Origin of the sequence: Methylobacterium sp. UNCCL125 (genome assembly GCF_900116795.1) — a bacterium.
Taxonomy (GTDB): Bacteria; Pseudomonadota; Alphaproteobacteria; order Rhizobiales; family Beijerinckiaceae; genus Methylobacterium; species Methylobacterium fujisawaense.
In genome coordinates this window covers 1-26,032 of record NZ_FPBW01000003.1, presented here as the reverse complement: position 1 = coordinate 26,032, position 26,032 = coordinate 1, and the positions used below count along the sequence as shown (strand labels likewise).

The 26,032-nt window shown below is 71.2% G+C and carries 34 protein-coding genes; 32 read left to right on the top strand and 2 right to left on the bottom strand.

Going from position 1 to position 26,032, the window contains the following annotated elements; translation table 11 throughout:
* The 32 genes from BM396_RS01915 (at nt 1) to BM396_RS01765 (ending at nt 25,201) form a co-directional block, all read left to right on the top strand.
* Nucleotides 1-330: an HNH endonuclease gene (locus BM396_RS01915; protein WP_091994660.1), complete on the top strand. Its 330-nt coding sequence runs from the start codon at nt 1-3 to the stop codon at nt 328-330.
* Nucleotides 327-1,190 carry a hypothetical protein gene (locus BM396_RS32050; RefSeq protein ID WP_139239440.1) on the top strand — a complete coding sequence of 288 codons (864 nt, stop codon included), beginning with the start codon at nt 327-329 and terminating at the stop codon, nt 1,188-1,190. The genes BM396_RS01915 and BM396_RS32050 overlap by 4 nt, the downstream gene beginning before the upstream one ends.
* 46 nt (nt 1,191-1,236) lie before the next feature.
* The gene (locus BM396_RS01905; RefSeq protein WP_244538788.1) at nt 1,237-1,755 is read left to right on the top strand and encodes a hypothetical protein; all 519 of its coding nucleotides are present in this window, start codon (nt 1,237-1,239) and stop codon (nt 1,753-1,755) included.
* On the top strand, nt 1,752-2,045 hold the full coding sequence (locus BM396_RS01900; protein ID WP_043387878.1) for a hypothetical protein: 294 nt from the start codon (nt 1,752-1,754) through the stop codon (nt 2,043-2,045). Before BM396_RS01905 ends, BM396_RS01900 begins: the two co-directional genes overlap by 4 nt.
* A gap of 29 nt (nt 2,046-2,074) precedes the next feature.
* Nucleotides 2,075-2,509 (top strand): hypothetical protein, encoded by a 435-nt coding sequence (locus BM396_RS01895; protein ID WP_043387880.1) that lies wholly within the window; start codon nt 2,075-2,077, stop codon nt 2,507-2,509.
* A 22-nt stretch (nt 2,510-2,531) separates the two neighbouring features.
* Nucleotides 2,532-2,963: a hypothetical protein gene (locus BM396_RS01890; protein WP_043387904.1), complete on the top strand. Its 432-nt coding sequence runs from the start codon at nt 2,532-2,534 to the stop codon at nt 2,961-2,963.
* A 94-nt stretch (nt 2,964-3,057) separates the two neighbouring features.
* Nucleotides 3,058-4,011 carry a hypothetical protein gene (locus tag BM396_RS01885; RefSeq protein ID WP_043387881.1) on the top strand — a complete coding sequence of 318 codons (954 nt, stop codon included), beginning with the start codon at nt 3,058-3,060 and terminating at the stop codon, nt 4,009-4,011.
* Nucleotides 4,012-4,221: 210 nt separating this feature from the next.
* Nucleotides 4,222-4,443, top strand: coding sequence for a hypothetical protein (locus BM396_RS01880; protein ID WP_244538787.1), 222 nt, complete (start codon nt 4,222-4,224; stop codon nt 4,441-4,443).
* A 107-nt stretch (nt 4,444-4,550) separates the two neighbouring features.
* The gene (locus BM396_RS01875; protein ID WP_043387905.1) at nt 4,551-5,498 is read left to right on the top strand and encodes a site-specific integrase; all 948 of its coding nucleotides are present in this window, start codon (nt 4,551-4,553) and stop codon (nt 5,496-5,498) included.
* On the top strand, nt 5,498-5,659 hold the full coding sequence (locus BM396_RS32570; RefSeq protein WP_012322585.1) for a hypothetical protein: 162 nt from the start codon (nt 5,498-5,500) through the stop codon (nt 5,657-5,659). Before BM396_RS01875 ends, BM396_RS32570 begins: the two co-directional genes overlap by 1 nt.
* Entirely contained in the window at nt 5,656-5,886 is a 231-nt protein-coding gene (locus tag BM396_RS01870; protein WP_043387885.1) for a hypothetical protein, read from the top strand. Before BM396_RS32570 ends, BM396_RS01870 begins: the two co-directional genes overlap by 4 nt.
* The gene (locus BM396_RS01865; protein WP_043387887.1) at nt 5,877-6,074 is read left to right on the top strand and encodes a hypothetical protein; all 198 of its coding nucleotides are present in this window, start codon (nt 5,877-5,879) and stop codon (nt 6,072-6,074) included. Before BM396_RS01870 ends, BM396_RS01865 begins: the two co-directional genes overlap by 10 nt.
* Nucleotides 6,074-6,370, top strand: a complete 297-nt coding sequence (locus BM396_RS01860; protein ID WP_043387889.1) for a hypothetical protein — start codon at nt 6,074-6,076, stop codon at nt 6,368-6,370. Before BM396_RS01865 ends, BM396_RS01860 begins: the two co-directional genes overlap by 1 nt.
* A complete protein-coding gene (locus tag BM396_RS01855) occupies nt 6,367-7,002 on the top strand; it encodes a putative metallopeptidase (RefSeq protein WP_081948811.1) in 636 nt (211 codons plus the stop codon). The genes BM396_RS01860 and BM396_RS01855 overlap by 4 nt, the downstream gene beginning before the upstream one ends.
* Before the next feature lie 24 nt (nt 7,003-7,026).
* Nucleotides 7,027-7,458, top strand: coding sequence for a DUF2280 domain-containing protein (locus tag BM396_RS01850; RefSeq protein ID WP_051976293.1), 432 nt, complete (start codon nt 7,027-7,029; stop codon nt 7,456-7,458).
* Entirely contained in the window at nt 7,451-9,016 is a 1,566-nt protein-coding gene (locus tag BM396_RS01845; RefSeq protein ID WP_051976294.1) for a terminase large subunit, read from the top strand. Before BM396_RS01850 ends, BM396_RS01845 begins: the two co-directional genes overlap by 8 nt.
* A 21-nt stretch (nt 9,017-9,037) precedes the next feature.
* Nucleotides 9,038-9,475, top strand: a complete 438-nt coding sequence (locus BM396_RS01840) for a hypothetical protein (protein WP_043387891.1) — start codon at nt 9,038-9,040, stop codon at nt 9,473-9,475.
* 7 nt (nt 9,476-9,482) lie between these two features.
* A complete protein-coding gene (locus tag BM396_RS01835) occupies nt 9,483-10,007 on the top strand; it encodes a hypothetical protein (RefSeq protein ID WP_043387893.1) in 525 nt (174 codons plus the stop codon).
* A gap of 108 nt (nt 10,008-10,115) precedes the next feature.
* Nucleotides 10,116-12,239, top strand: a complete 2,124-nt coding sequence (locus BM396_RS01830) for a portal protein (RefSeq protein WP_043387895.1) — start codon at nt 10,116-10,118, stop codon at nt 12,237-12,239.
* A complete protein-coding gene (locus tag BM396_RS01825; protein ID WP_043387897.1) occupies nt 12,236-12,487 on the top strand; it encodes a hypothetical protein in 252 nt (83 codons plus the stop codon). Before BM396_RS01830 ends, BM396_RS01825 begins: the two co-directional genes overlap by 4 nt.
* A gap of 32 nt (nt 12,488-12,519) precedes the next feature.
* On the top strand, nt 12,520-13,530 hold the full coding sequence (locus tag BM396_RS01820; protein WP_043387898.1) for a hypothetical protein: 1,011 nt from the start codon (nt 12,520-12,522) through the stop codon (nt 13,528-13,530).
* A gap of 55 nt (nt 13,531-13,585) precedes the next feature.
* The gene (locus BM396_RS01815; RefSeq protein ID WP_043387899.1) at nt 13,586-14,560 is read left to right on the top strand and encodes a DUF5309 domain-containing protein; all 975 of its coding nucleotides are present in this window, start codon (nt 13,586-13,588) and stop codon (nt 14,558-14,560) included.
* Between the two features lie 90 nt (nt 14,561-14,650).
* On the top strand, nt 14,651-14,896 hold the full coding sequence (locus tag BM396_RS01810) for a hypothetical protein (protein WP_043387900.1): 246 nt from the start codon (nt 14,651-14,653) through the stop codon (nt 14,894-14,896).
* Complete coding sequence (locus tag BM396_RS01805) at nt 14,896-15,255, top strand: hypothetical protein (protein ID WP_043387901.1); 360 nt, start codon at nt 14,896-14,898, stop codon at nt 15,253-15,255. Before BM396_RS01810 ends, BM396_RS01805 begins: the two co-directional genes overlap by 1 nt.
* Nucleotides 15,256-15,259: 4 nt before the next feature.
* Nucleotides 15,260-15,943: a phage adaptor protein gene (locus tag BM396_RS01800; protein WP_043387902.1), complete on the top strand. Its 684-nt coding sequence runs from the start codon at nt 15,260-15,262 to the stop codon at nt 15,941-15,943.
* A gap of 7 nt (nt 15,944-15,950) precedes the next feature.
* A complete protein-coding gene (locus BM396_RS01795; protein ID WP_091994653.1) occupies nt 15,951-16,607 on the top strand; it encodes a phage adaptor protein in 657 nt (218 codons plus the stop codon).
* A gap of 3 nt (nt 16,608-16,610) precedes the next feature.
* The gene (locus BM396_RS01790; protein ID WP_091994650.1) at nt 16,611-18,110 is read left to right on the top strand and encodes a hypothetical protein; all 1,500 of its coding nucleotides are present in this window, start codon (nt 16,611-16,613) and stop codon (nt 18,108-18,110) included.
* A complete protein-coding gene (locus BM396_RS01785) occupies nt 18,107-18,412 on the top strand; it encodes a hypothetical protein (RefSeq protein ID WP_043388140.1) in 306 nt (101 codons plus the stop codon). Before BM396_RS01790 ends, BM396_RS01785 begins: the two co-directional genes overlap by 4 nt.
* A complete protein-coding gene (locus BM396_RS01780; protein WP_043388138.1) occupies nt 18,413-18,835 on the top strand; it encodes a hypothetical protein in 423 nt (140 codons plus the stop codon).
* Between the two features lies 1 nt (nt 18,836).
* Entirely contained in the window at nt 18,837-20,123 is a 1,287-nt protein-coding gene (locus BM396_RS01775; RefSeq protein ID WP_043388136.1) for a hypothetical protein, read from the top strand.
* Between the two features lie 9 nt (nt 20,124-20,132).
* The gene (locus BM396_RS01770) at nt 20,133-21,917 is read left to right on the top strand and encodes a hypothetical protein (RefSeq protein WP_043388135.1); all 1,785 of its coding nucleotides are present in this window, start codon (nt 20,133-20,135) and stop codon (nt 21,915-21,917) included.
* Nucleotides 21,917-25,201: a hypothetical protein gene (locus BM396_RS01765; RefSeq protein ID WP_043388133.1), complete on the top strand. Its 3,285-nt coding sequence runs from the start codon at nt 21,917-21,919 to the stop codon at nt 25,199-25,201. Before BM396_RS01770 ends, BM396_RS01765 begins: the two co-directional genes overlap by 1 nt.
* Here BM396_RS01765 and BM396_RS01760 read toward each other — a convergent pair.
* A complete protein-coding gene (locus tag BM396_RS01760) occupies nt 25,148-25,393 on the bottom strand; it encodes a hypothetical protein (protein WP_043388131.1) in 246 nt (81 codons plus the stop codon). The two genes, BM396_RS01765 and BM396_RS01760, sit on opposite strands and share 54 nt — an antisense overlap.
* Before the next feature lie 19 nt (nt 25,394-25,412).
* Nucleotides 25,413-25,928, bottom strand: coding sequence for a hypothetical protein (locus BM396_RS01755; RefSeq protein WP_043388130.1), 516 nt, complete (start codon nt 25,926-25,928; stop codon nt 25,413-25,415).
* Nucleotides 25,929-26,032 lie beyond the last annotated feature (104 nt).

Below are 26,032 nucleotides of genomic sequence, written 5' to 3'. Positions count from 1 at the left end.
ATGGCGATCCGTTCAGAAGCCCTCCGCGCGCTCGTGGCGGCCGGAGCCTCGGCCGAGATGCTGCTCGTGGTGATCGAGGCCGACGAGAAGGCTGGCGACCTGGTGGTGCTCGACGGGCGCCACATCTCGCCTGAGCTTCGAGCCGAGGTGATCGCCCGTGACGGGCCGGTGTGCCGCTACTGCCAGCGCGTCACCGCCTACCCGCAACTGGACCATGTGCTGCCCTGGAGCCGGGGCGGCGCGACCGATGCCGCGAACCTCGTCGTGTCCTGCAAGTCCTGCAACACGGCCAAGAAGGATCGCACCCCTGAAGAGTGGAGGGGTGCATGAGCATCTCCGAACTGATCGCCCAACTCCGGGCCGCCGGCGCCACCATCGAGGTGATTGAGATCGCGGTTCGATGCGTCGAGGCAGCCAAGGAGGCTGAACTCGCGAAGGATGCCGAGCGACGTGCCAAGCAGGCCGCGCGGGTCCGCAAGCACAGGGACACGAAGAAGGGTGGCATTACCGTAACGTTACAGTCACGCGACGGTAATTCACCCCCCGTCCCCTCCCCAAATGGTCCGCCCCCTCCTCCTGCACCTCCACCCCCACCCCTTAACCCCTCCCCGACCCCCGGTTCCGACCCTGACGGGTCGGCCGACGATGTCGGGCAAGCTGGCGCAGGCGCGGCCGAGCAGGCCCGAGCCTTCCGCCGGGATCTGCTGACCCGGGGTGCCGCGCTGATCTGCGCGAACACTGGTCGGTCCCAGCGGTCCGCCCTGGCCCTGATCGGCCACTGGCTGGCGATCGCCCAGGACGAGGCGGTGGTGGTGCTCGGCCTGATCGAGGACGCCGACGGCCGCGAGCTGGCCGACTTCACGAGCTGGGTCGACCGGCGCCTCCAGGCCCGCCGCGAAGCGATGGGTCGGCGCCCGGACCGCGGCCGCCCTGCCCAGCCAGCGCCTACGGGCCTCGCGGCCCGCCTCATCCGTCAGCACGCCGCATCCCAGATGGGAGCCTACGATGTCGAACCGCCTGCCATCGACGCGAACGACCCCGACGCCGGCCCAGGTCGAGGAGAGGATCTCGGCACTCCATGGCAGGCTGGAGGCGCATCCCGTCCTTCCGACCCGCTGCTGCGTGCGGCGGGACAGGGCGGCCACGACAGCCGAGCGTCGAGTGCTCTCCGACGTCGCCGCGCGGCTTAACGCCGAGCTGACGGCGCCCTCGGATCCCCGACACGTCGACACGGTCGTGACCCGGGTTCTCCTCGGATTCGAGCAGGGGCGCGGGCGCGGCGACGACGAGAACGAGGTGCTGATCGCGGAGTACGTGGCGGCGCTGAAGGCCCTTCCGCTGGCCGCGATTCACGCGGCGGCAGAGCGCTTCCGGTCGGGCGAGACGCTGCGGCCCTGGGTGAAGCGCTGGCGGCCCTCCCCGGCCGAGTTCGCCGACGAGGCGCGCGAGGGCCTGATCCCGCTCCGGACGCAGCTCCTGCGCATCCGCCGCGTGCTTGAGGCCGAGATCTACGACGTGCCGACGGCGGAGCAGCGCGCGGAGGTTGCGAAGGCGGCCGAGGCGCATCTCCAGCGCATGCGCGAGGCGGATTCGAATCGTCACCGCGCCGAGACGCCGGCCGAGATCGCGCAGGCGCAGCGGGCGAAGCTGGACGAGGACCTAGCCCGGCTCCGCGCCACCGGCCACGGGCCCGACATCGGCCGGCTGATCGCCCACTACGACCGGCGACATGGCCTGACGGGAGGCGCGCGGTGAGCCGACGCCCCGATCTCTGGAAAGCGGAGCTGCGCGACCGCGAGGCCGCGCGGAAGGCGGCTGAGGCTCAGCGAGAGCCGCCGGGCGAGCACACCTGCGCCTCGTGCGGCGTGTTTGGCGCCTCGTTCGGCTTCGGCGTCTTTCGGAATCGCAGCGACGGCATGTGGTCGTGCGCCGACCGAGAGTGCCTCGCGATCGTAGAGGCGCGCGCCGCTGTGCCTCCGATGCCGGCCGAGACCGCGCGGACCGATCCGCCGGCGGCCGACCTGTTCGGCCGCTCGGCGGCCTGACCGATTCCCAGCTCAACCAGGAGCACACCATGGCCGAGACCACTTCCCTGACGCAGGGCGACTTCCAAGAGCGGGTGGCGGAGCGCATCCGCGGTGCCATCGGCGACTTGATGCCGGATGACGTCCTGCGCGGGCTCGTCGAGCGCGCCGTCGAGGAGAGCCTGTTCAAGCAGCGGCCGGTCATGGGCAAGGATCGCTGGGGCACCGAGACGGTCCAGCGCTACGAACCCCCATTCCTTCCCGGCTATGTCGCTGGCCTCGTCCAGGAGCGCGTGGATGCGGCGATCCGAGAGCACATGGATGCCCGTCGGGAGGAGATCGACGCCGTCGTTCACGAAGTGCTCGGGCGCGGCGTCGCGCAGGCGCTGGTAAAGGGCGTGGAGCACCTGTTCCAGGGGCCGCTTATGGCGTTCCAGACGTCGGTCTACCAGAGCTTGAACCAGATCCAGCAGCACGGTCGGTAGGGAGAACCCGCGTCCGGTGCTGATGGCGAACCCGCTACGGATCGAAGGCCCGGACCCGCCGGCTGTCGACTGCAAGGATGTGTCGCGCTGGCTCGTCGCGGCATTCCAGGCCCTGCCCGACACGCCGATCTTCTCGGCCCGGGCGGGGGTTGGCACGCCGCTCAGTCTGAACGCGGCGCCAGGAACCTATGACTGGGTCAACTTTTCGGCCGATGTCCTGGGCGTGGACAGCGAGGAGCGCATCGCCCTGCTCACCTGGGCCCGGGCGAAGGCGCGGCGGCGGATCAAGCGCCACCGCCGGCTCCGTCTGCTGAAGGAGGTGCCCGGCGGCACGATCTCGGATCATTGCCGCGAGTTCGGCATCTGGCGGCGGACCTTCGACCGGCGCTGGAAGAGAGCCTGCGAGCGGCTCGCCGATGCTTGGAACGCACGCGATACCGGCCGATCGGAATGACGCAGGCATAGATCACGCTTGCGTGTGTCCAAAAACGGGACGCAGATCGGGTATCACGGATCGGCGGAAGGCCGGCCAGCTCAAGGGGCTCACCGTGGCATCGTCCAGGAACAAGGCCGTCTCCCTCGCCGGTTCGCCGGCTTCCCACCCGCCGGGCGCCGTCGACCGCCTCGCCGTGCTTCGGGCCCGGCAGGCGGATCTCGCCGAGAAGCGGGCCGACAACGCCGAGCTGAAGGCGCGGCTCGCCGCCAAGCAAGCGGCCGAGGACGCGACGACGAAAGACCTCTGCAAGGTCGTGATCGACCGCATCCAGAAGCGCGAAGCCGACGCCCGGGCGCGCCGGAAACTGGAGACGCCGCAGGAGCGGCATCGCGCGAACCAGCAGCGCAAGCGGCTGCGCCTCAACCCGCACGTCGAGCGGGACGCCACGATCAAGCCCGGCCGGCGCATCGTCACCGATCCGACGAAGCTCGGCAGCTTCGTCGAGGTGCAGGTCAACAAGCAGCTCGACGTCCTGACGATGGAGCACTCGGCCAGCCGGATCAGCGATCAGGAGTTCGCAGTCGGTCGGCTCCTCCAGGCCGCGTGGGTCGGCGATCGATCCGAGGTCGACGGTCGCCTGGATCGGCTCGCGCAATACGGGATCCTGCCCGGCGGCCAGTCCGGCGAGGACCTCGCCCCTCGCGAGATGGGTATGCTTCGGCAGGTGTTCCGGGTCCGCGCCGTCACCCAACTCGACGAGAAGCTGGCCGGCGTCATCGGCTGGATCGGGGTTCGCTTCCTCAAGGCCATCTTGGTCGAAGGCCACACCCTCAAGACCTACGCCTCGTGCACGGTCGGGGGCGGTGACCGCGGCGTGGGCCGGGTCGGGGATCGCTTCCGGTGGCTGCTGGAATCGGTGACGGATCACTTCCACACCGCGGAGGGCGCCCGGCGCTACGCCCCGGACGACATCTACTCCGCCGACGCCGCGACGGTGCCGGATCGGGTCGCCGCGCTGAAGGCCCGGGCCGCGGAGGCGGAGGCCTCCGAAACCGCCCCGGCTTGACACCCGACGGGCGAAACGGCAGGAATCTATATGAAGCGAGACGCGCGCCCGGGGTCGAACGACCGCCGGGCGTTTTGCATGTCCGCCCCCCACTTCACCGAACCCGCTCAACAGCTTAGGCGTTGCTCCGGCAGACGCGGCAGCGGTTCCGCGATATGGTCGTTCCACCATGATCCAGCCGGGCGCACCCGCGTGAGCGCGCATGCGACAGTGACCGCGATCGAGCAGGAGGCCGCGGCCTTCTGCCGGCGGCGCTTCCGCGATCAGGCGGACTATCTCGAAGCCAAGGACTCGCACTGCAAGCGCATCGCCGCGCTCGTGCGCCAGCTTCGGCCGCAACTTGGCACCGTCGAGAAGCGTACGTTCGGCCAGTCCGGGGTGAGCGAGAAGGGCAAGCCGTTCACCGTCGCGAGGCGGCGAAAAGCGGCCTGATCTGAGCCTCGGATCGCATCCGACAAGGGAACTTGTCGGAAGTGATCCGCAGAGCGTGAGGGCGGAAAAATCCGCTCGAAATATTCTGAGACCATTCCGGGGTGACGATGTCCCTTCTGCCGGTGCCCGCCGCGCCGGCGGATACGGTCGTCTCGCTCGACCGGGCGAAGGCCTATGCCGGGGCGTCCCGGTCGGATCGCACCCGGGTCGCCTACATCTCGGCGTTCCGCGTGTTCGTGACTTGGGCCGCGGGACAGGTCGACACGCTGCCAGCCAGTCCCGCCACTGTCGCGGCCTACGTCGCCCACCTTGCGGACACCGGCCGGAAGCCGGCGACCATTGACCTGCACGTGGCGGCCATCGCCGCGGCGCACCGGGCCGCCGGCTTTGACAACCCGACCGCATCGGAGGCGGTGAAGGCCACGATCCGCGGCGCCCGCCGGGCGCTCGGCACCCGCCAGACCCAGAAGGCGCCGGCCACGGCCGAGACCCTGCGGAAGATGCTACGGAAGATCCCGGACAGCCCGGCAGGGCTGCGTGACCGCGCGCTGATCCTGCTGGGGTTCGCCGCCGCGCTCCGCCGGTCCGAGCTCGTCGCCCTCGACGTTGCGGACCTCGAGCGGGTGCCGGACGGCATCATCGTCCACGTCCGCCGCTCGAAGACGGATCAGGAGGGCGCGGGCCAGGAGATCGCCGTCCCGCGCGGCGCGAAGCTCAAGCCCTGCGAGGCGCTAGACGCCTGGCTGAAGGTCGCCGGCATCACGGCGGGGCCGGTGTTCCGGTCCGTCGGCAAGGGCGGCGCGGTCTCGGCTGAGCGCCTCACCGATCGATCCGTGGCCGACATCGTGAAGCGGCACGCCGCGGCGGCCGGCCTCGATGCCTCGCTCTTCTCCGGCCACTCCCTCCGGGCCGGCTTCGTCACCTCGGCGCTCGCCGCCGGAGCCGACGTCCTGAAGGTCATGCACGTCACCCGGCACACCGCCGTGACGACGCTCCAGAAGTACGACCGGCGCGCGCGCGCCTTCGACGACCACGCCGGAAAGCGGTTCCTCTGATGCGCATCGAACTCGTCCACGAGCCCTCCGCCGGGCCTCGTCCCTTCCTGCTGCGCGCTCGCCTCGCCGGCGGCCTCGTCCAGGAGGGCTTCGCCACGCGCGAGGCTGCCGAGGCTGCGCGCCCGGCGTTCGCATCGGCGCTGCGCCAGGCCTTCGCGTGACCGCACGCCCGGATTTCACCCCGGCCGACGCGGACCGGGCGCTCCGCCACGCGCAGCGCCTCCAGCGCGACCCGGCAGCCCAGGCCTACGGCGACCACCTCCGCCGCAAGGGGCTGATCCCGGCCGCGGTCCAACTCCCCGCCGAGACGCCATTCGACGAGGCCAGGGCCGGCGAGTTCGAGGTCCGCCGCTCCATGGCGATGAGGAACGCCCGGCCATGCTGCTGAAGCGCATCGTTCTCCGTTGGCTGCTCGGCACGCGCCCGGCCAGGCCCGCGCCGGCCCGCGTCCATCGCGGCGAGCACGAGCTGTCCGTCGGTGCCGCGAACCTCGGCGCGCCGACCGGCCCGATCGCCAAGCTGCCGCGCGCGGATGCGGAGCGTCTGCTAGGCATCCCGGTGAAGGTGCTCCGCTGATGCGCGAGATCGTCGGCTTCCGGCACCTCGCCGGCATCCTCCTGGTGCTCGTCGCCGGCTGGGCGTGGGTGTGGGTGTTCGATCGCCCCGCGCAGGCCGCGACGGTCGGCTACCGCATCGAGGTCCGTGCCTGCCGCGGCTCCGACTGCCGGCTGCTACCGGTCTCCGGTAGGCGCTGGGGCGGCCGCTTCGCCTGCGAGGGCCACGCCTCCACCATCGAGCAGTTCGGCGAGGCCCCGCGCGGCCGCACGCTGTCGGCGCGCTGCGTGGCGGTCGACGGGATGGTCGGCGCATGAACCTCGCCCGCCCTCGCCCGCCGGAGCGGCTGCTCGGACAGGAAGGCGCCCTCACGGCGCTCCCGTTCGAGCCCGCCCCCGAGCTGGAGGCCTGGGCCCGCGCCGCCTTCATCAGCGAGGACGCGGTGCTGCTGAACGAGGAGCACGCGCACCTCCGCGAGGCGACGCTCGGCTTCATGTGGACGTCCGTGCCGAACGCGCGCGGCGGGAACGGTGTCGTCGGGCAGGCCGAGATCCCGTCCATCCAGGGCGGGAAGTGGGCTCGGGCCCGGTTCTTTCAGCAGGTCGAGGCGTGGTTCGGCCTCGTCCCGGATTTCATGATTACGCTCGACGCTGGCTTCGCGGACCAAGCCGACGACGCCACGTTCTGCTCCCTCGTCGAGCACGAGCTGTACCACTGCGCGCAGGCGAAGGACGCGTTCGGCGCCCCGCGGTTCTCGAAGGCGAGCGGCCGGCCGATCTTCACGATGCACGGCCACGACGTCGAAGAGTTCGTCGGCGTCGTCGCCCGCTACGGCGTCGGTGCGGCGGCGGGCCAGACCGCGGCGCTGGTCGAGGCGGCGAACCGGCCCCCGATCGTGTGCGAGGCGGACATCGTCGGCGCGTGCGGCACCTGCGGGCGCCGGGTTTGATCCCGCTTTGACGGAAATGCACCCGTGAGCGCGCTGTCTGACGAGCTGAAAACCTTCATCGTCCAGCAACTTGCATGCTTCGACCCGCCCTCGGTGGTGGTGAAGGCGGTCAAGGCTGAGTTCGGCGAGGTGGTCACGCCGCAGCAGGTCGAGGCCTACAACCCGGAGCGCCGGGCCGGCCAGGGCTTGAGCGAGCAGTTTCGCGAGCTGTTCCGTGTCACGCGCGAGGCCTTCCTCGAGGACACCGCGTCGATCGGCATCTCGCACCGCGTGACCCGCCTTCGGACGCTCCAGCGGCTCGCCGACCGCGCCGAGACGCAGGGCAACATCGCCTTGGCCGCCCAACTCGTCGTCCAGGCGGCGAAGGAGGTCGGCGACGTCTTCACCAACCGCCAGCGGATCGATGCCAATCACACCGTCCGCAGCCACGAGGACGCTCTCGGCGACCTTGAGTGATCGCGAGCGCGAGATCCGCCAGCGCCTGAAGGACGATTTCGAGCACTACGCGCCGCGCTGCCTGCGCATCCGGACGAAGTCGGGCAAGATCGTCCCGTTCACGCTGAACCGGGCGCAGCGGTACATCCACGAGCGCTTGCAGGATCAGCTCCGCACGTCGGGGAGCGTCCGTGCGCTGATCCTGAAGGGGCGGCAGCAGGGCGCCTCGACCTACATCGGCGGCCGGTTCTTCTGGCGCACGACCCACAAGCGCGGCGTCCGGACCTTCATCCTGACGCACCAGGACGATTCCACGGCCGCGCTGTTCGAGATGGTCTCGCGCTATCACGAGCACTGCCCCTCGCTGGTGCGGCCCTCGGCCGGCGCAGCGAACGCGAAGGAGCTGCTCTTCGACCGCTTGGACAGCGGCTACAAGGTCGGCACGGCCGGCTCGAAGGCGGTCGGGCGCGGCAACACGCTCCAGCTGTTCCACGGCTCCGAGGTCGGGTTCTGGCCGCACGCGCAGAGCCACGCCTCAGGCATCCTCCAGGCCATCGCCGACGAGCCGGGCACCGAGGTGATCCTGGAGAGTACGGCCAACGGGGTCGGGAACTACTTCCACCAGCAGTGGCGCAAGGCCGAGCGTGGGGAGAGCGAGTTCCAGGCGATCTTCGTGCCCTGGTTCTGGCAGGACGAGTACCGGAAGGCGTCCCCGCCCGACTTCACCCTGTCGCCGGACCCGGACGAGCAGGGCGAGTCCGAGGTCGATTACGCGGAGGCCTATGGGCTCGACGCGGAGCAGATGTTCTGGCGGCGCCGGAAGATCGCGGACCTGGGCGAGACCCTGTTCCGGCAGGAATACCCTGCCAATGCGGCCGAGGCTTTCCAGATGGCGAACACGAACGGCCTCATCAGCTCGAAGCTGGTCGTGGCCGCCCGCAAGCGCACCGTGCAGCCCTCGGGCCCCCTCGTCTTCGGGTACGATCCGGCGCACCAGGGCGGCGACCGGCACGCGCTGGCCAAGCGCCGCGGCCGCAAGGTGCTGTGGGCGGGCGGCAAGCCCGGCCTGTCGATCCCGGAGAGCGCGAACTACGTCGCCGGCCACATCGACCGGGACGGCCCGATCAAGTGCTTCATCGACGTGACCGGCGGCTACGGCGCGGGCGTCTACGACATCCTCGTCGAGCGTGGGTACGGCCCCGAGGGGCGCAACATCGTCGTGCCGGTGAACTTCGGCGGCGCGCCGCTCCAGCCCGCGCGGGTCTCGCCGACCACGGACGAGGAGTTGCCCGGCCCGCTGAACCGCCGCGCCGAGATCTGGCTCAACTCGCTCGACTGGCTGATGGACCCGGCCGGCGTCGACCTGCCGGACGACGACGAGCTGCAGGCCGATGCCTGCTCGACCGGCTACAGCCACAACAGCCGCGGGTACATCCAGCTCTGGTCGAAGGAGAAGATGCGCTCGATGGGCATCCCCTCGCCGGACCTCTGGGACGCGGTCGCCCTGACCTTCGCCGAGCCGGTGATCGAGACCAAGCCTCAGGACTGGGGCACGCCGAGCACGGCCTGGATCTCCTGATCCGCAGCACAGGACCTCGTCATGAAGCCCCGATTCCTCGCTCTCGCCGGAGTGCTCGCGCTCGCCTGCGCCGCCCCGGCCGAGGCGCAGCAGGCGCGCGTCTTCTCCGGCTGCGCCGGTCCGGTACTCACGTCCGGCGACGGCACCAGCTTCGTCGTCGACGCGATCGGCAAGCTATGCATCACGACCGGCGGCTCGGCTTCGTTCTCGGTCGCTCGGACCACCGGCATCGGTACCACCGGCGTGCAGGTCTCGGCCGCTGATCCGGCCAACCGCCGCACCGTGTCGAACATCGGCTCGGTGGCGTGCGAGATCATGCCCAGCGCGGGCGCCTACGGCACCGGCTACCCGCTCGCGGTCGGGCAGGCCTTCACCTTCGACGACGCCGGCCGGACCAAGGCCGCGATCTTCGTGGCGTGCTCGGCGGCCGGCGGCTCCGTGGCGGTGATGAGCTACTGAGGCAGTCGTGCGCGTTCTTGTTGCCCTCCTGCTTGCGTGTGGTCCTGCCCTGGCGGCGGGCCCCACCAGCACGCCGCCGAACCTGTCCGCCTATGCGACGCAGGGCGCCCTCTCGGCCGTGCAGGCGCAGATCCCGCAGCCTGCCACGGCGGCGCCCCCGATGGAGCAGCCCGGCGGCGCGCCCGGGTCGGCGCTCACCTTCCGCCGCGGTGATGCGGTGCAGCCGCGGATCACGCGCTCGAAGACGGTCACGCTCGACGCGAGCGGCACGGCGACCTTCGACTGGACCGCGCAAGGCGCGCTCTCGGCTCCGGTGCAGGTCGTGCTCGGCCCGGTCTACGCCGGCACCGGGATCCCGAAGTGCTGGATCACGGCCTCGTCGGCCACTGCCGCTTCGATCAAGTGCGTGATCGAGCAGGGCGGGAACCTGACACTCTCCGCGCTGACGGCCGCAGCGACGCTCGGGCTGAACCTCAACGCCACCTCGGCGTCGGGCATGCAGGTCGGCATCGTGGTGCTGCCGTCTTCGTAAACGCTTTCGCTTGACCCGACGGGCGAACCCCGTCAGAGAGCTATCGCCGCGAGACGTGCGGGCGCTGCCCCGTCTCGTTGTCACCCTCTACAATCTGCAGGATCCTCGATGGCGCGCACCGATGCGGTCAGCGACGACGATCTGCTGCGCCTGATCGACGAGGAGATTGCCGGCGGCATCTCCTTCGAGAACGATCTCACGCTGAACGGCGAGCGCCGCAGTCGCACCAGCTCGACCAAGGGCGACCGCGAGACCGCGCTGGAGTACTTCGACGGCGTCGTGCGCGACCTCCCGGCCGAGACGGGCCGGTCTCAGGTCGTGTCGCGCGACGTGTCCGACATCATCGGGACCATGCTGCCCGGCCTGATGCGGGTGTTCGACGGCTCGGATCGCGTCGCGGTCTACAGCCCGGCCCGCCCCGGCGACGAGAAGAGCGCCGACCAGGCCACGGACTACGTGAACCACGTCTGGGCGAACGACTGCGACGGCTACCTGATCCTGCTCACCTGGATCATGGATGCCCTCCAGGTCCGCAACGGCATCGTGAAGGCCTACTGGGATCCGACGCCGGAGACGGAGGCCGAGCAGTTCACCGGGCTATCCGACGAGCAGCTGGTGATCCTGTTCGACGACCCCGACGTCGAGGTGGTCGGCTACGCCGAGCGGCCGCAGATGGTCCAGGATCCGGCCACGGGCCAGTCGGTGCCGCTGCCGCTGCACGATGTGAAGATCCGCCGCCGCACCTCGTCCGGCCGCTTGGTGATCGAGAACGTGCCGCCGGAAGACTTCGGCATCTCGCGCCGGGGGAAGTCGGTCGACACGGCCCGGTGCGTCTGGCACCGCACGAAGCTGACCCGGTCCGACCTGCTCAAGCAAGGGTACAAGCGCGATCTGGTGTGGTCGCTGCCGGCCTCCGACGGCGCCCCGTCCGAGACGGTCGACCGCGAGCAGGATGCCGGTGTCGGGGCCGAGGGCTCGGGCGCGAACACCGAGATCGATATCGTCGAGGCCTACGTCTTCGCCGACTGCGATGGTGACGGCATCGCGGAGTCCCGGAAGGTCGTCACGGCCGGCGGAGCGGGCGGGCGCAAGCTCCTCAAGAACGAGGAGTGGAGCGACGATCGCCCGTTCGCGGACCTAACCCCGCAGGTGGTCCCGCATCGCTGGATGGGCCGCTCCATCGCCGACGACGTGATGGATCTGATGCGGGTGAAGACCTCGCTCTGGCGCGGCGTCCTCGACAACACGTACGCCCAGAACCGCCCGCAGCGTGAGGCGGTCCAGGACGACATCATCAACCCGGACGAGGTGCTGAACCCGACCTTCGGCGGCGTGATCCGCGTGAAGAAGGCCGGCGCGGTCCGGGACGTCGTCACCCCGCAGATCGCCGACAAGATCCTCGTCGCGATCCAGGCGGTGGACGGCATCGCCCAGCGCCGCACCGGCGTCTCCGGCGCGACCGCCTCGCTCGACGCGACTGCCCTGGAGCCGCAGACTGCCACGGCCGAGCAGCTGGAGCACGACGCCAGCTACGCCCGCGTCGAGCTGATCGCCCGCAACATGGCGAAGCTCGGCGTCAAGAAGCTGTTCTCGAAAATCCTGCGCATCATCGTGCGCAATCAGGACCGGCCGCGGACGATACGCCTCCGCGACCAGTGGGTGGAGTTCGATCCGCGCGCCTGGAACGCGTCGATGGACGTCGAGGTCAACATCGGCATGGGCACCGGCTCGCGCGAGCGAGACCTCACCATGCTGGCCGGTGTCGCGGCCCGGCAGGAGAAGATCATCCAGACGCTCGGCCCGGACAACCCGGTCGTGACGCCCTCGATGTACGTGAAGACCCTGCACAAGATGGTCGAGGCGTCCGGGCTGAAGGCGCCGGAGACCTACTTCGCCGACGTGTCGGACGAAGACTTCGCGAAGTGGATGGCGAGCCGTCCGCAGCAGCAGGATCCCCGCGCGCAGGCCGAGGTCGCCAAGATCCAGGCCCAGGTGCAGGGCAATCAGCAGAAGATCGCCGCGCAGGTCGAGGGCGACCGCACCCGGGCCGAGGCGCACATCCAGGTCGAGCGCGAGCGCATGGTCTCGGAGGAGGCGCTGGAGCGCGACCGGCTGGAGCGCGACTTTGCCCTGCGCCGCGAGGAGATGGGCCTCGAGGCGCAGCTCAAGGGCACCGAGATCCTGGCCGGGATGCACTCGCCGGCCCAGACCGACATTCCGAGGCAGGGATGAGCGACCGCGATCCCGCGTCCCGCGCGCTGCGTGCGCAGGCCCTCCTCGCCGACGAGACCTTCGTCGAGGCGTTGGGTGAGATCGAGGCCGGTGCCGTCGACGCCCTCGCCCGCGCCAACGTGGCCGACCCGGCCGCGCTGATCGAACACACGGCCCTCATTCAGGCCGTCAGAGCCGTCCGCCGGCACGTCGAGTCCATCGTGACCAACGCCGCGCTGAGCGACCGCCCCGGGCCCTCCTTCGCCTGAGGGCGGGGCCATCCACCTCTGAAAGTTGACCGATGAGCGATGCCAACACCTCGGCCCCGGCCGAGACTGGTGAACTCGACATGTCCGCAGCCGCGGACCTTGTTCCCGACGACGCGTTCGAGCTGGCCGAGGACTCCTCCGAGGAGCACCCCGAGGGCGGCACCGAGCCCGCCGCAGAAGAGGCTCCCACCGAGGAAGAGCCGGAGGGCGATCTGCCCCCCGAGCCGACCGAGGAGGAGCCGCCGGCCGAACCCGAGCAGCCCGAGCCGACCACCGATGGACCGCAGACCGTCGTCATCGACGGGAAGGCGATACCCCTCCAGGAAGTGCAGAACGGCTACCTCCGCCAGGCCGATTACACGCGCAAGACCCAGGAGGTGGCGGCCGAGCGCCAAGCCCTCCAGGCCGAGCGCACCACCGTCACGAACGACCGCCAGCAGCTCGCTTCGATCCTCGACCTCGCCACCGACATCGTGAAGGCCCACCTCCCCCCGGAGCCGGACCCCGCGCTGATCGACACGGACGTGGTCGGCTACATGCAGCAGGATCGCGCCTACAAGGCCGCGATGGCCGAGCTCCAGAAGCTCGCCGACGCACGCAAGACCGCTAACGCCGGATCCGAGCAGGAGCGGCAGGCCGCGGACGAGCAGGCCCAGACGGCGCAGCGCGACGCGATCGCCAACGAGTATCGGACGCTCCAGTCCAAGGTTCCGGAACTCCGGACGCCCGAGGGGCACAAGGCCTTCTTCGCGAGGGCCGAGGCCGCAGGCGCGCACTACGGGCTCAGCCCGCAGGACGTGCAGGGCATCCAGGATCACCGGGCCCTCCTGGTGCTGTCCGATGCAGCGAAGTGGCGAGAGCTGCAGGCGAAGAAGCCCGCCGCCGTCCAGCGCGCGCAGGCCGCTCCTCCGATCCGGGCCGCCGCACGGCAGGCCCCGGGCACCCGGAGTGCGGATGCGGTCGCATCGGCGCGGGCTCGGCTCGAGCGCGACGGGTCCATCGAGGCCGCCGCCGACCTCCTCGACGACAGCCTCTTCTCCTGACCCGAGCCGTCCGTTCGCCTGAGGGGCGCCGGCGGATCATCTCTCCGAGGATATCATGACCCAGGTTGCGGGCACCCTCGATACCTACGTCCAGAAGGGCCAGCGCGAGGACCTCCAGGACGCGATCTACAACATCTCCAAGGCCGACACGCCGTTCATCTCGAACATCGGGCGCGGCAAGGCCAAGGCGGTGAAGCACGAGTGGCAGACCGACGCCCTGGCGCCGGCCGACACGACCAACGCGCAGCTGGAAGGTGACGAGTTCTCGTACACCCAGCGCGCCGGCACCATCCGCGTCGGCAACGTCTGCCAGATCAGCCGCAAGCCGATCATCGTCTCGGGCACTGCGGAGGCCGTCGACAAGGCGGGCCGCAAGTCCGAGGTGAAGTACCAGAGCCTGAAGGCCGGCAAGGAGCTGAAAAAGGACGAGGAGGCCATCCTCCTGTCCGCGCAGGCCTCCAACGCCGGCGGCTCCACCTCGAACGGGGGCACCAACACCCCGCGCAAGCTCGGCGGCTTCCCGTCCTGGCTCGTGACGAACGTCTCCCGCGGTGCCGGTGGCGCCAACGGCGGCTTCAATCAGGGCACCGGGCAGGTGGTCGCTCCGACCGCCGGCACGGCGCGGGCCTTCGCCGAGAGCCAGGTGAAGGACATCCAGCAGTCCTGCTACACGGCCGGCGGCAATCCCTCGATGCTGATGATGCCGGTCGCCTACAAGCGCCAGTTCTCGGCCTTCCCGGGCATCGCCCAGCAGCGCCGCGACACCGGCAACAAGGCGGCGACCATCGTGGCCGCCGCGGACGTCTACGTCGGCGACTTCGGTCCGCTGTCCGCGGTGCCGAACCGTCAGTTCGTGGCCAACCGCGTGCTGATGATCGACCCCTCCATGGTGAAGCTCGCGTGGCTGCGTCCGATGCAGGTCGTGAAGCCGGCCCAGACCGGCGACGCGACCAAGCGGATGCTCCTGACGGAGTACACGCTGGAGGTCTCGAACGAGGCCGCCCACGGCACGATCGAGGACCTGACCTGATCCTCGGCTGACAGCCTGACACGACCCTGAGCGGGGCGCCCTAACCGGCGCCCCGTTCGCGTTTCTGCCCCCTCGAACCCGGAGGCCAGCGTGGCCGAGAACCCGAACCCGAACCCGGCCCCCAAGCCGACCGACAAGCCCGCCGCCGTCCCCGCCGCGACCGTCCTCGTCGTGATGGAGCGCGATTACTGGCCGAAGGGTCCGCGTCCGGCCGACCTGCCGGAGGACCAGGAGTACCGCGTCCGCGCCGGCGAGAGCGCCGAGCTGGGCGTCGACGAGGCCATGGACGTCGTCGAGGCCGGCATCGGCCGCCGCGATCGCGCGAAGGTCGCCTGATGCAGTCCGCCGCGACCTCCGCCGTCGTGGCGGAATCCGACCTCGTGTTCGACGGCGACTGGTGCCTGATCGACCACGATCCGCTGACCGGTAAGCAGGTCTGGGCGCTCGATGAGGGCGGCAAGCTGCGGATCCGGGAGGTGATGCCGGTCGACGAGATCCTCGCCGAGAATGCCGCGCTCCAGGTCGAGAACCTGAACCGGCCGTTCGGCGACATGGCGCTCGTCGCCCGCGTCCCGATGCACATCTGGTCGAACCGGCTGGCGCCGGCGATTGTGCAGCAGGATCGCGCGTACCTGTCGCGCTGGCTCAACGACAGCAACCACGCCCGCTTCCGCACCCGCGCGGGCCGGATCTGATCCGATGGCCGGCTTCGACGATCTCGACGACCTGACTGGCACGCTGGAGGATTACCTCGAGCGCGCCGACCTGCGCTCCCGGATCCCGACGTTCATCCGTCTGGCCGAGGTCCGCCTCGACCGGCGGCTGAACCTCGCGGACAACGAGACGGCCCTGTCGCTCGCGCTCGTCGACGGCGCCACGCCGCTCCCGGACGATTACCGGGCGTGGCGGTCGCTCACTGGCCCCTGTGGCGAGCGGCTGGAGTACGTGCCGCCCCACGCCTTCGCGTCGATGTTCCACGACCCGCTCCTGCCCCACGGCGGGACCGGTCTCGCGGCGGGCGTGTTCACGATCCTCGGATCGATCTCGCTGGAGGAGATCCCGGACTCCACCGACGCGTGGCAGTTCGGGCTCGACAACGCCTTCCTGCGGGTGCGGCCGGCCTCGTTCGGCTCGGTGAACCTCGTCTACCGGCAGGGCATCCCGCCGCTCAGCGACCGCCGGCCGTCGAACTGGCTGCTGGCCAAGCACCCCGACCTCTACCTCTACGCCGCCCTCCTGGAGGCCGAGCCATTCCTGCGCCGCGACGCCCGTGTCGCGACGTGGCGCGCCATGCTGGAGGCAGCCATGGCCGACCTGACCGCGCTCGACCGCGACGCGCGCTGGGGCCGTTCGCGCATGCGCGCCACCGAACCGACCCCCTGAGGCGCCCATGGCCAGCGAGATCACGGACTACCCGAGCCTGTCGGCCGCGTTCGAGAACTACCTCGCGCGCACCGACCTGACCGAGTTCCTGCCCTACTTCGTGCGCGTCACGGAGGCGTGGCTCAACCGGCAGCTCCGCACCCGGGAGATGATGGCCACCGCCGGGCTGCTCGGGGTCGACGGCACGCCCGGGTACGCGATCCCGGCCGACTATCTGGAGTGGATCGCGCTCCAGTGGTCCTCGGCCGACCTCTCGCGCGTGCAGATGCTGCGCTACGTCGAGCCGGACAGCCCGGAGTTTCGGCACCGGTTCCGGCCGAACGGCGACCCGCAGTACTTCACCGTGCTCGGCGACCAGGTGCAGACCCGTTCGCTCCAGCCAGGCAAGGTCTCCCTGACCTATTACCGGCAGATCCCGGCGCTCTCGGCCGCCTCGCCGACGAACTGGCTCCTGACCAAGGCGCCGGAGCTGTACCTCTACGGCGTCATGGCCGAGGCCTACCGGTTCCAGAAGGACGAGGCCCGGAACCAGAAGTGGCTCGCCGACGGCATGGCGTTCCTCCAGGCGCTGATGGGCCAGGGCGACTCCCAGAAGACGGGCGGGCGCCCGCGCCGCACGGCCGAGGATCAGGCCGAGGCCACCGCCCGCGACACGCCGAACTAAGCCGTGCCCGATCCGATCAAGCTGGCGCCGTTCGCGCCCGATACGGCTTCGGTCGACGCCGCGGTCTCGGCGGTCGCGACCAACGTGGTGCCGCGCTCGGATGGCTACGGGCCGGTCCTGGCGCCGGTACCGCTGTCGCTCGCCCTGCCGGCGGAGTGCCGCGGCGCGATCGCGGTGTTCTCGCCGACCTACAACTTCCCGATCTACGTCGCCGGCACGTCGAAGGGCCTGTTCGTCTACAAGACGACGGATCAGGCGTGGCACGAGGTGACGAACCCGAACACCTCCTACAGCGTGCCGCCGGGGGACTACTGGTCCTTCGCTGTCTACGGCACCCTGCTGCTGGCCTGCTCGGCCGGCACCCCGGTGCAGAAGATCACGATCGACGTCGTCCAGGCTGGCACACAACCGTTCGCGGACCTCGGCGGCAACCCGCCCCGGGCCCGGCACATGGGCGTCGTCGGCGACTTCCTCGTGCTGGCTGGGCTGCCCGATAGCCCGCAGTCGGTGCGGTGGTCGGACAGCGGCGACATCGAGCAGTGGGGCCTCGGCCTCGACGGTCACGAGGCCGACGAGCAGCAGCTCCCCGACGGCGGCGCGGTGACCGGCTTCGCCGGCGGCGAGTACGGCGTGATCTTCCAGGAGCGGGCGATCCGGCGCATGACGCTGAGCCCGGATTCCGGGAACATCTTCGACTGCTCCGTGCTCGAGGAGAACCGCGGCGCGGTGGCGCCCTGGTGCATCGCCAAGGTCGGCCCGCGCATCTTCTTCCTCGACCGGGATGGCTTCTACGCCCTGGTGATCGGCGGCGGCCCGTCGCAGCCGATCGGCGCCGAGCGGGTGAACCGGTTCTTCCAGGGCCGCGTCGACCCGGAGCGGGTCGGCATGACGGTGGCGTTCCGCGACCCGACCGGCGAGCGCATCCTGTTCGCCTACCGGCTCGCCGGCACCGACGCCTCGGACCCGTCCCTGCTGGGCGAGGCGCTGCTGTACGACTGGCTCCTCGACCGCTGGTCGTTCCTCAACACCCCGATCCGCTTCGGCATGTCGGCCGCGACGCCGGACACCTCGGTCGACAGCATCGAGGGGTCGATTGACGATCCGGCCCAGCCCTCGCTCGACGACCCGATGTACCAGGGCGGCGCGACGCTGCTCGCGGTGATGACGACCGACAACCGGCTCGCCGTGCTCGACGGGGCGCCGCTCGAAGCGGTGGTGCAGACCCCCGACGCCATGCTGGCGCGGCCGAACCGGGCCTTCGTGCGCGCGGGCCGCGTCGACACGGATGCCGACGACTGGCGCCTGACCCTGGGCGTGCGCGAGAGCCTTGGGGCCTCGACCCCCGTCCGCTGGCTCAGCGAGTCCGCGCCGACCGTCGAACGGTTCGCGCCGGCGCGCGCGTCGGGCCGGTACCACCGCGCCCGGGTGCGGATCCCGGCCGGCACGACCTGGTCCTACGTCTCGGCGATCGAGCCGGATGCCACGGCAGAGGGCTCGCGATGAACGTCCCCGGTCGGAACGAGAAGGACCTGTCGCTCTTCAGCCGTGCGATCGACGACCTCGCCCGCGGCGCCACCAACGCGATCTCGTCGAACACCTTCACCCTGGCCAACGGGGTCTCGCGAACCGTCGTGCCCTGCGAAAACGGCGGCCCGGGCGCGCTGCCGCGCTGGGTCCCGATCACGGAATCCGCGTCGAGGGCGACCGTGTGGCTGGTCTCGGCCGACCGCCGCAGCTTCACGCTCGGGCACGATCTGAACCCAGCGACCGACCGCACCTTCCGCTTCGAGATGCGCCGGGCCTGAATGCGCCTCCAGCCCCTGTCGATGCCGCTCGCGCCTGACCTCGCCGAGCGCGTCGAGGCATGCCTGGGCGCCGCCTGCGCGCTGCCCCGCTGCGACTTGACCGTGGGCGGCCTGCTCGCGTCCTGCGCCGCGGGCGAGGCCCAGCTCGTCGGGATCTTCGAGGGTGACCGGTTCGTGGCGGCGGGCGTGACGCAGGTTCGCCAGCACCGCGGCGGGCGCCTGTCCTGCTGGGTCCTCTCCCTCGGCGGCCGCGCGGCGGGCCCGTGGCGCTCGGTGATCGCCGCTGTCGAGCGCGGCGCTGCCCGGCTGGGCTGCACCACCGTCGAGTTCGTCGGCCGCCGCGGCTGGGCCCGCGTGCTGCCGGACTACACCGCCGCGCCCTGCGAGCTCGGCCACCACTTCACCAAGCGCATCGGGGCCTGACATGGGCGGCGGCACCAAGACCCAGACCACGGTCCAGCAGCAGAACAACGACCCGTGGGCGCCGGCACAGCCTGCGCTCCAGGGCGTGCTCGCCGGCGCGACCGCGGCGTACAACTCGGGCGTCGGCTCGCAGGTCTACACCGGCCCGCGCTATGCCGGTCTAGGCGACACCTCGCTGGCCGCGCTCGACACCATCGCCGGCAACGCCAACGCCGGCCAGGGCGCGGCCAAGGCTGGCGACAGCTTCCTGACCGGGCTGCTGTCGAATGGCGGAAGCACCTCGGGCATCCAGGCCGCGCTCTCGGGCCTCGACAGCATCGGGAAGATCGACACGTCGCGGGTGAGCCAGCTCGCCGACCAGATGGCGGACCCGAACAACCTCGCCTACTCGACGGCGCGAGCGCTCACGCGGGGCGACTATAACCTCTCGACCGACGGCTACACCGGCCTGCTCAACGGCCTGTCCGGGCAGACGCAGACGGAGAAGTCGCTGCAGGATGCCGCCGACGGCAAGTTCCTCGGTGGCGCCAACCCGTACCTCGACGCGGTGATCGGGCGGAGCCAGGGCGAGGCGGCCTCGAAGATCGCCCAGTCCATGGGTGCGGCCGGCCGCAGCGGCTCGGGCCGGTACGCGGCGACGATCGCCGACTCCCTCGGCGCGATCGGCACCCAGGCTCGCTACACCGACTATGACAACGAGCGCACCCGCCAGATGCAGGCGGCCACGGCGATCGATAGCTCGCGCAACGCCCGCACCAGCCTCCAGCAGGGGCTCTACGGGTCGATCAACAACGCCGAGCAGGCGAACGCCGGCCTCGCCCTGTCCGGGGCCGGCCTCTACAACTCGACGAACACCACGGCGCTCGGCGGCGCGACCGCGCTGGCCGGCATCGACAATCAGAACATCCAGAACGGCATCCAGACCGCCGGACTGAAGCTGTCGGCCGCACAGGCGGACCGGGCCGCGGCGCTCCAGGGCCTCGGCATGGTCGGGACGAACATCGCCAATCTCCAGCAGCCCGGGCTCACCCTGGCCGGTGTTGGCGCCGCCCTCGACGCGGACCGCCAGGCGCAGCTCGACGCCGCGCAGGAGCAGTTCGCCGACCAGCAGGCGTCGCCCTGGAAGCAACTCGGCCTCTACGCCGGGATCGTCGATCCGATCGCGGGCCTCGGCGGCTCCTCAAGCGGCACGTCGGTGCAGAAGATCCCGCAGCCGGGCGTGCTCCAGCAGCTGCTCGGCGGCGGGCTGGCCATCGCCGGCACCGCCTCGAAGTTCATGGGCAAGTAGGAGCGCGTCGTGTCCGCAGGTCTCACGCCGTTCGGCGCCCTCTCCCCGGCCGACATCGCCCGCCTGATGCAGCAGGCGCGGCCGCAGGTCGATGTCTCGGCCGACGACGTCCCGGCGGCGATCCCGCCCGGCTTCACCGGCTTCGTGCCCCCGACGGCCCCGACCATGCAGCCGCAGGTCGCCGCCGCTGCGCCGGCGGTCGAGCCCGAGGCACCCGCGCGCGCGCCGCTGCGCATGTTCGGCGCGCTGCCGCCGCAGATGTCGGCGCCCGTGGCTGCGGAGCCGGAGCGGTCGCCGCTGCCGAGCCTCGTCGGCTCGCGTGCGCCCGCTCTGCCGGTCAGCGCGCCACCCGCGCCTCGTGGTGATGATGAGGCGCCGGCCGCCGCGCCCGCGCGCCCGCTGACTTTTGGCAGTCTGCCGGCGCCCGCCGCTCCGGCGACGACCGGGTCAACCGCGCCCCCCGCCGCAGCCGCCCCGACGGCAGGCATGCCCGCCGCAGAGCCGTCGCTCCTGGACCGGATCGGCGACGGGCTGCGAAATCTCAACGCGAACGGCGGCGGCGACCTGCTGACGTCCCTCGGGATCGGCCTGATGTCGACACCCGGGTTCGGCCGCGGCGCGGCGGCTGGGCTGAAGGCCTACCAGGACAACGAGGGGAAGCGCGCCGCCTCCGCGCTGGCGCAGGCCGAGTTCGGTCTGAAGGCCCGGAAGGCGCAGCAGGAGCAGGGCGTCCAGAACCTGACGGCCCGCGCCATCATGACGAAGCTGCCCGGCACATCCGCCGAGGACGCCGTCGCGCTCGCCGGCAACCCCGATTTCGTGAAGAGCTTCCTCTCGGGGAACTACGGCGCGCCGGAGGGCTACGTCCGGACGTCGACCGGCCTCGTGCCGGTGGCGGGTGGTCCGCAGGACCTCGGGACGCTGAAGGCCCGCGCGCAGGCGCAGGCCGAGGGCACCGCGGCCGGCGCGAAGGATGACGTACAGGTCATCACCCGCCCCGACGGATCAATCGTCGGCGTGAACAAGTCCCGGATCGGCGAGACCGATGGCCCGTCCGCGCTGACCCCGGTCGCCCCGGCGACGGGCGGCGCGCGGGTCTGGGGCACGATGGGCGCCGACGGTCGGATGATCGAGCCGCCCCCGGGCACCCCCGCGGGGACTCCTGGTGCGTACGACGAGAAGGGCATGCCGCACGTCGCCCTCACGCAGGGCACGAACCAGCTTCCGCAGAAGGCCAACGCCGAGCTGGATCAGGCCGCCGTGAAGGCGATCACCGAGAGCCGGGCGAAGGCCGAGGGCGCGATCGGCACCATCGCCGCCATCAACCGGCAGAAGGAGGCGCTCGACCGGGGCATCGTGGCGGGCGCCGGCGCCGATTGGCGGACGCAGGCACGGGCGATCACCGCGCAGGTCCTGGGCATCCCGGACAGCTACGTGACGAACTCGCAGCTCTTCGACCAGGCGGCGACCCAGAAGAGCGCCGAGCTGGCGAAGGCCATCTCGCAGTCCGGCCACACGACCAACATGGATCTCCAGCTCGGCAAGACCATCTCGTCGGGTGACCGGTCCAGCGTCGAGGCGGCCCTGCGCGCCGGCATCGAGGCGCAGGAGATCCTCGCCAAGAACACGATCGCCCACCACAACGCGAGCGTGGATCGGTTCGCGACGCCGGAGACGGCGCAGCGCGCGGGCTTCTTCAAGGTGGAGCAGCCCGAGATCTACCAGTACCGTCCGGCCGCCCCTGATCGCACGGCGGTCGAGGCCGAAATGCGCCGCCGCGGGATGATGCGCTGATGGATCTCTCGAAGATCTCCGACGACGAGCTGCAGCGCCTCTACCAGAGCGCGCCTGCGCCTCAGGCGACGTCCGGCGCCGCGCCGAAGGCCGATCTCGCCGGCTTGTCGGATGCGGACCTGCTGAAGCTGCACCGCGGCTTCTCGGACGCTCCGACCGCAGGCGAGCCGGGTGACGCCTCGGCCGCGGTCGGCCGTGGGCTGATCGACGGCATTCCCGTCGTAGGCCCGTACCTGCTCGCGGGCGCGAACCGCGCCGCCGCCGGCATCCGCGCGCTGAAGAACGACACGCGCTTCTCCGACGAGCTGGCGACCGTCGAACGCTTCGGCGAGCGCACGGCAGCCGAGCATCCGATCGCGGCCGGTGCCGGCGAAGTCGGTGGTGGCGTTGTCGGCGCCCTGCCTTTGATGGCGGCCGCGCCCGCGGCGTTCGGGATCTCCGGCGCCGCGCTGCCCGTACGGATGGCAGCCTCCGCAGTCTCCGGCTCCGGCCTCGGAGCGGCGGATGCGGCGGTCCGGTCCGGTGGCGACCTCGGCGCGATTGAGCAGGGCGCCGCGATCGGCGGCGGGCTCGGAGCGGCCGGTCCGGCGATCGGCATCGGCGTCGGCCGGGTCGTGCGCGCGATCAAGGGCGGCAACCCGGGCGAGCACCTCCTGCGCGAGGCGACCCACGGCCTCACGGAATCCGAGCTGGCCGCGGCGCAGTCGCTGCGCGATGGCGCGATGAACAGCCCGGGCGGCCCGGTCGCCTTGTCGGTGGACGAGGCGCTGAACGCGGCCACCGGCGGCAAGGCGGTGCGAGCCTCGCAGCTCGCCCGCGTGGCGGCGAACTCGGGCGGCGAGGGCAGCCGGATCGCGGGTGAGTTCTACGCGGCCCGTCCGGCGCAGGTCGACAACGCCGGCCGCGCCCTGTTCGACCGCATCGGCGCCGAGCCCGCGAGCCCGACCGGTCTCGGCTTTGACGTCCAGACCGCGGCGCGCCAGGGCGTGATGCAGACGCCGGAGGGTACGGCGCTGTCCCAGGCGCGCGCGGCGACCGGCCCCCGGATCACTCCGGAGCAGGCTGGTCGGACCATCCAGGGCGAGCTCCGCGGTGTGGCCGATGGCCTAGAGGCCCGCCGAGCCGCGCAGGCGGACATCGATTATCGCGCCGCCCGCGCCGCGCCGGAGACGGTCGGCATCGAGCGCACGACCACGGTGGAGCGCCCCGGCGAGCCCATCGTGACGCCGCAGCAGTACAGCCGTCCGCAGTTCGCGGATGGCGCGCCCGCGCCGCTCGGGCCGCCCCCGGGCCGTGCCGACGGCGCCATCCAAGAGGCCGGCCCGGTCAGCCTCGGGCGGTTCATCGCCCAGAACGGCGGCCTGCCGCTCGAGGGCGACGTGCTGGCCACCGACCTGCACAAGTTCGGCATCCCCGGGCTCGGCAACGTGGCGCGTCCGGGCGGGAAGTCGATCGACAACTTCTGGCGCGAGCGGCTGATCGAGGAGGGCTACTTCCGCCCCGACGCCGACGGCGGCATGGCGCGGGACATCTCGTCCGAGCTGCTGCGCAAGCTCCAGAACGAGCAGCGTGGCGTCCCCTCGTACCCGCTCGGCTCCAGCCGGGCGATGGGTTCCGGTCCGACCGCAGGGCAGCTCGGGGACGAGTATGCCGCCGCCCTCTCGCAGGCGGAGACCCGGCTGAACGGCGACCTGCGCGCCGTCGGCATCGACCCCGCCAGCGTCCACCCCGATCTCCGGTCGCGGACCCTCGGTGCCCTGATGCGCGGGGAGACCGCGGAGCCCCTCGACGCGTTCGAGCGCACCGTGAACGCGATGCGGGAGCAGCCCGGGCCTCTCGTGAAGACGCCGACGGTGACGGAGGAGATCCCCGACGTCCGGTTCGGGCAGGTCGACCCGCGCCCGGCGCTGGCCGCCGTCGCGGAGCAGGGTCGCACGGCGAAGGGTGATGTGCGGGGCGCCCTAACGGCGGCCGGCCGCGACCTGCGCGAGCCCGGCGGCGACCTCGACATGAGCGTTGCCGGCCTGCTGCACGCCCGCGAGCGGCTCGACTTCAGCATCCGCGCCGCGCAGGACATCGGCGACGCCACGAAGGTGCGCGACCTCCAAGCCACGCGCTCGGCGCTCGACGCGCAGTTGAAGAGCGTGCCGGAGGTGGCGACGGCCGACGCGAACTTCGCCGCCAACTCGGCCCCGCTGGAGCCGTTCACCGGCAACAACCCGCTCGGCCGCGTGGTCCGGCGGGACGATCTCACCGGCCGCATGGCGACGCCGGCCGAGCAGGTGCCGGGCATCGTCGGCCAGCCGTCCGCCGCGCGCGAAATGCTGGCCCAGCCGGCGCCGAACGCGCGCCAAGCCCTCGGCCGCCACGTTGAGACGCAGATCCTCGACCGGGCCACCGGCGGGAACGGCGACCTCTCGGCGGATACGCTGCGGGCGGCGATGCGCGAGCATGCCGACGTCCTCGACGCCCTCCCCGAGGTGCGAGACCGGCTGTCGCGGTTAACGATGGCCCGCGAGGGCATGGCCCGGATCGAGGCTTCGCCGCTCGGGCAGACCGCCCAGCGTCCGGACGTGGCCGCCGCGACCCGCGCCCTGTTCGCGCCGAACCCCGGGCCGGGCAGCCATGTCGAGGTGGCGAGCGCGATGCAGGCGCTGGCCCGCAACGATGCCCGGGCCGCCCAGAGCCTCGCCAGGACCTACTTGGAGACCGTGTTCAACGAAGCGACGCAGCAGTCGAAGGGGATCGCCTCGCAGTACGGCGGCGCTGGCTTCGCCTCGGCGATCCGGGGCAACGCGCAGCAGCGCCATAACCTCGAAGCGGTGATCCGCGCGCTGCCAGAGGGTGAGACGCGGTGGGGCGGCCTCGACCGGCTCCTGACGACCTTGGAGGCGACCGGCTACCGGCCGGCGAAGGGCTCGGACACGGCGTTCAACCACGCCATCCAGAAGGAATTCCAGTCCGGCAAGACCCACGTCGGGCAGGCCGTCTCAGACGCGGTCACCGGCATGGTGGCAGGTGCAGCGGCCGGCGGCGTGAAGGGCGGCATCGCCGGTCTGGCCGTCGGCGCGAAGCACGGGATCGGCGACGCCATGATGCGGGCGCGGATGCTGAACTCGGGCGAGGCCGTGGCGCGACTGATGTTTGACCCGAAGGCGCTCCCGGACCTGCGGGCGCTGGCGAAGTCCCCGCCCGGCAGCAAGAACGCCGAGCTGTTCACGAGCCGGCTGCTATCGCTGGCGAATGCGGGTGCAGCGCCGGCGCGCCAGCCAATTACGCAGTAGGGGGCGGTACCCGAAGAAGGCGAGCACCAGCCATCCGAGCAGCATCAGGATGCCGAGCGTCCCGACGCCGATCGCGTCCTGCATGCTGGTCATGATCGGCGGCACGTAGGCGTGCAGCAACCACGAGAGGCCGGCCATCACGGCGGTGAAGAGCAGCCAGCAGAGGACTACCTGGGTGCGGGTCGGTCGCATGACGCGACGATAGCACGGATCAGTTACAGGACGTGCTCACCATGGTGCCGGTTCGCATCGAGGTGCAGTTCGCCTGCACGTTTACGGTCTGTGGCTGCGTCGCTTGGAGCGATGCCCCAGCAGCGATCAGCGCATCAGCAGCTCGCTCACGGCGCGCTGCGGCCTCGGCGTTCTCACGGTCCCGCAAGTTTCCTGTCGCCGACAAGGCGACTTGTTGGACGTTAGCAGCGCACGCCTCGAACTCGGGTGTCTTGGCTTTGAACCCTCGGGAGAGACACGAAAGGCCACCTGCGACCTGGGACGCCTCCAGCTCGTTCGCCTCCTTCACCAAGACGTCGCCCCTGTAGACGGCATATTTCGCCTTATCGCCCTCGCCGCAGCGCCAGACCGATAAGTCGCCCGCACCCGCCATTGGCCGATCTTTGCCGTGACAGGCGTCCTTCAGCGCGGTCATCTGGGCCGGGATCGTCACGGACTGGATGCAGCCGCCGAGCGCCAGCAGCCCTGCTAGCGCACAAACCGTTCTCAACCGCATCGTCGTCCCCTCGTCGCGGCGATCAACCTACGCGAGTGGCCGGCGCGCTGGATATGACGTGCCAGCCACACACTTGACCCGACGGGCGAACCGCGGGAATAAGC

Coding starts and splice junctions, on each gene's coding strand:
- BM396_RS01915 (WP_091994660.1), top strand. CDS start 1: ATGGCGATCCGTTCAGAAGCCCTCCGCGCGCTCGTGGCGGCCGGAGCC.
- BM396_RS32050 (WP_139239440.1), top strand. CDS start 327: ATGAGCATCTCCGAACTGATCGCCCAACTCCGGGCCGCCGGCGCCACC.
- BM396_RS01895 (WP_043387880.1), top strand. CDS start 2,075: ATGGCCGAGACCACTTCCCTGACGCAGGGCGACTTCCAAGAGCGGGTG.
- BM396_RS01890 (WP_043387904.1), top strand. CDS start 2,532: ATGGCGAACCCGCTACGGATCGAAGGCCCGGACCCGCCGGCTGTCGAC.
- BM396_RS01875 (WP_043387905.1), top strand. CDS start 4,551: ATGTCCCTTCTGCCGGTGCCCGCCGCGCCGGCGGATACGGTCGTCTCG.
- BM396_RS32570 (WP_012322585.1), top strand. CDS start 5,498: ATGCGCATCGAACTCGTCCACGAGCCCTCCGCCGGGCCTCGTCCCTTC.
- BM396_RS01865 (WP_043387887.1), top strand. CDS start 5,877: ATGCTGCTGAAGCGCATCGTTCTCCGTTGGCTGCTCGGCACGCGCCCG.
- BM396_RS01860 (WP_043387889.1), top strand. CDS start 6,074: ATGCGCGAGATCGTCGGCTTCCGGCACCTCGCCGGCATCCTCCTGGTG.
- BM396_RS01855 (WP_081948811.1), top strand. CDS start 6,367: ATGAACCTCGCCCGCCCTCGCCCGCCGGAGCGGCTGCTCGGACAGGAA.
- BM396_RS01840 (WP_043387891.1), top strand. CDS start 9,038: ATGAAGCCCCGATTCCTCGCTCTCGCCGGAGTGCTCGCGCTCGCCTGC.
- BM396_RS01830 (WP_043387895.1), top strand. CDS start 10,116: ATGGCGCGCACCGATGCGGTCAGCGACGACGATCTGCTGCGCCTGATC.
- BM396_RS01825 (WP_043387897.1), top strand. CDS start 12,236: ATGAGCGACCGCGATCCCGCGTCCCGCGCGCTGCGTGCGCAGGCCCTC.
- BM396_RS01820 (WP_043387898.1), top strand. CDS start 12,520: ATGAGCGATGCCAACACCTCGGCCCCGGCCGAGACTGGTGAACTCGAC.
- BM396_RS01815 (WP_043387899.1), top strand. CDS start 13,586: ATGACCCAGGTTGCGGGCACCCTCGATACCTACGTCCAGAAGGGCCAG.
- BM396_RS01805 (WP_043387901.1), top strand. CDS start 14,896: ATGCAGTCCGCCGCGACCTCCGCCGTCGTGGCGGAATCCGACCTCGTG.
- BM396_RS01800 (WP_043387902.1), top strand. CDS start 15,260: ATGGCCGGCTTCGACGATCTCGACGACCTGACTGGCACGCTGGAGGAT.
- BM396_RS01795 (WP_091994653.1), top strand. CDS start 15,951: ATGGCCAGCGAGATCACGGACTACCCGAGCCTGTCGGCCGCGTTCGAG.
- BM396_RS01785 (WP_043388140.1), top strand. CDS start 18,107: ATGAACGTCCCCGGTCGGAACGAGAAGGACCTGTCGCTCTTCAGCCGT.
- BM396_RS01780 (WP_043388138.1), top strand. CDS start 18,413: ATGCGCCTCCAGCCCCTGTCGATGCCGCTCGCGCCTGACCTCGCCGAG.
- BM396_RS01775 (WP_043388136.1), top strand. CDS start 18,837: ATGGGCGGCGGCACCAAGACCCAGACCACGGTCCAGCAGCAGAACAAC.
- BM396_RS01765 (WP_043388133.1), top strand. CDS start 21,917: ATGGATCTCTCGAAGATCTCCGACGACGAGCTGCAGCGCCTCTACCAG.
- BM396_RS01760 (WP_043388131.1), bottom strand. CDS start 25,393: ATGCGACCGACCCGCACCCAGGTAGTCCTCTGCTGGCTGCTCTTCACC.
- BM396_RS01755 (WP_043388130.1), bottom strand. CDS start 25,928: ATGCGGTTGAGAACGGTTTGTGCGCTAGCAGGGCTGCTGGCGCTCGGC.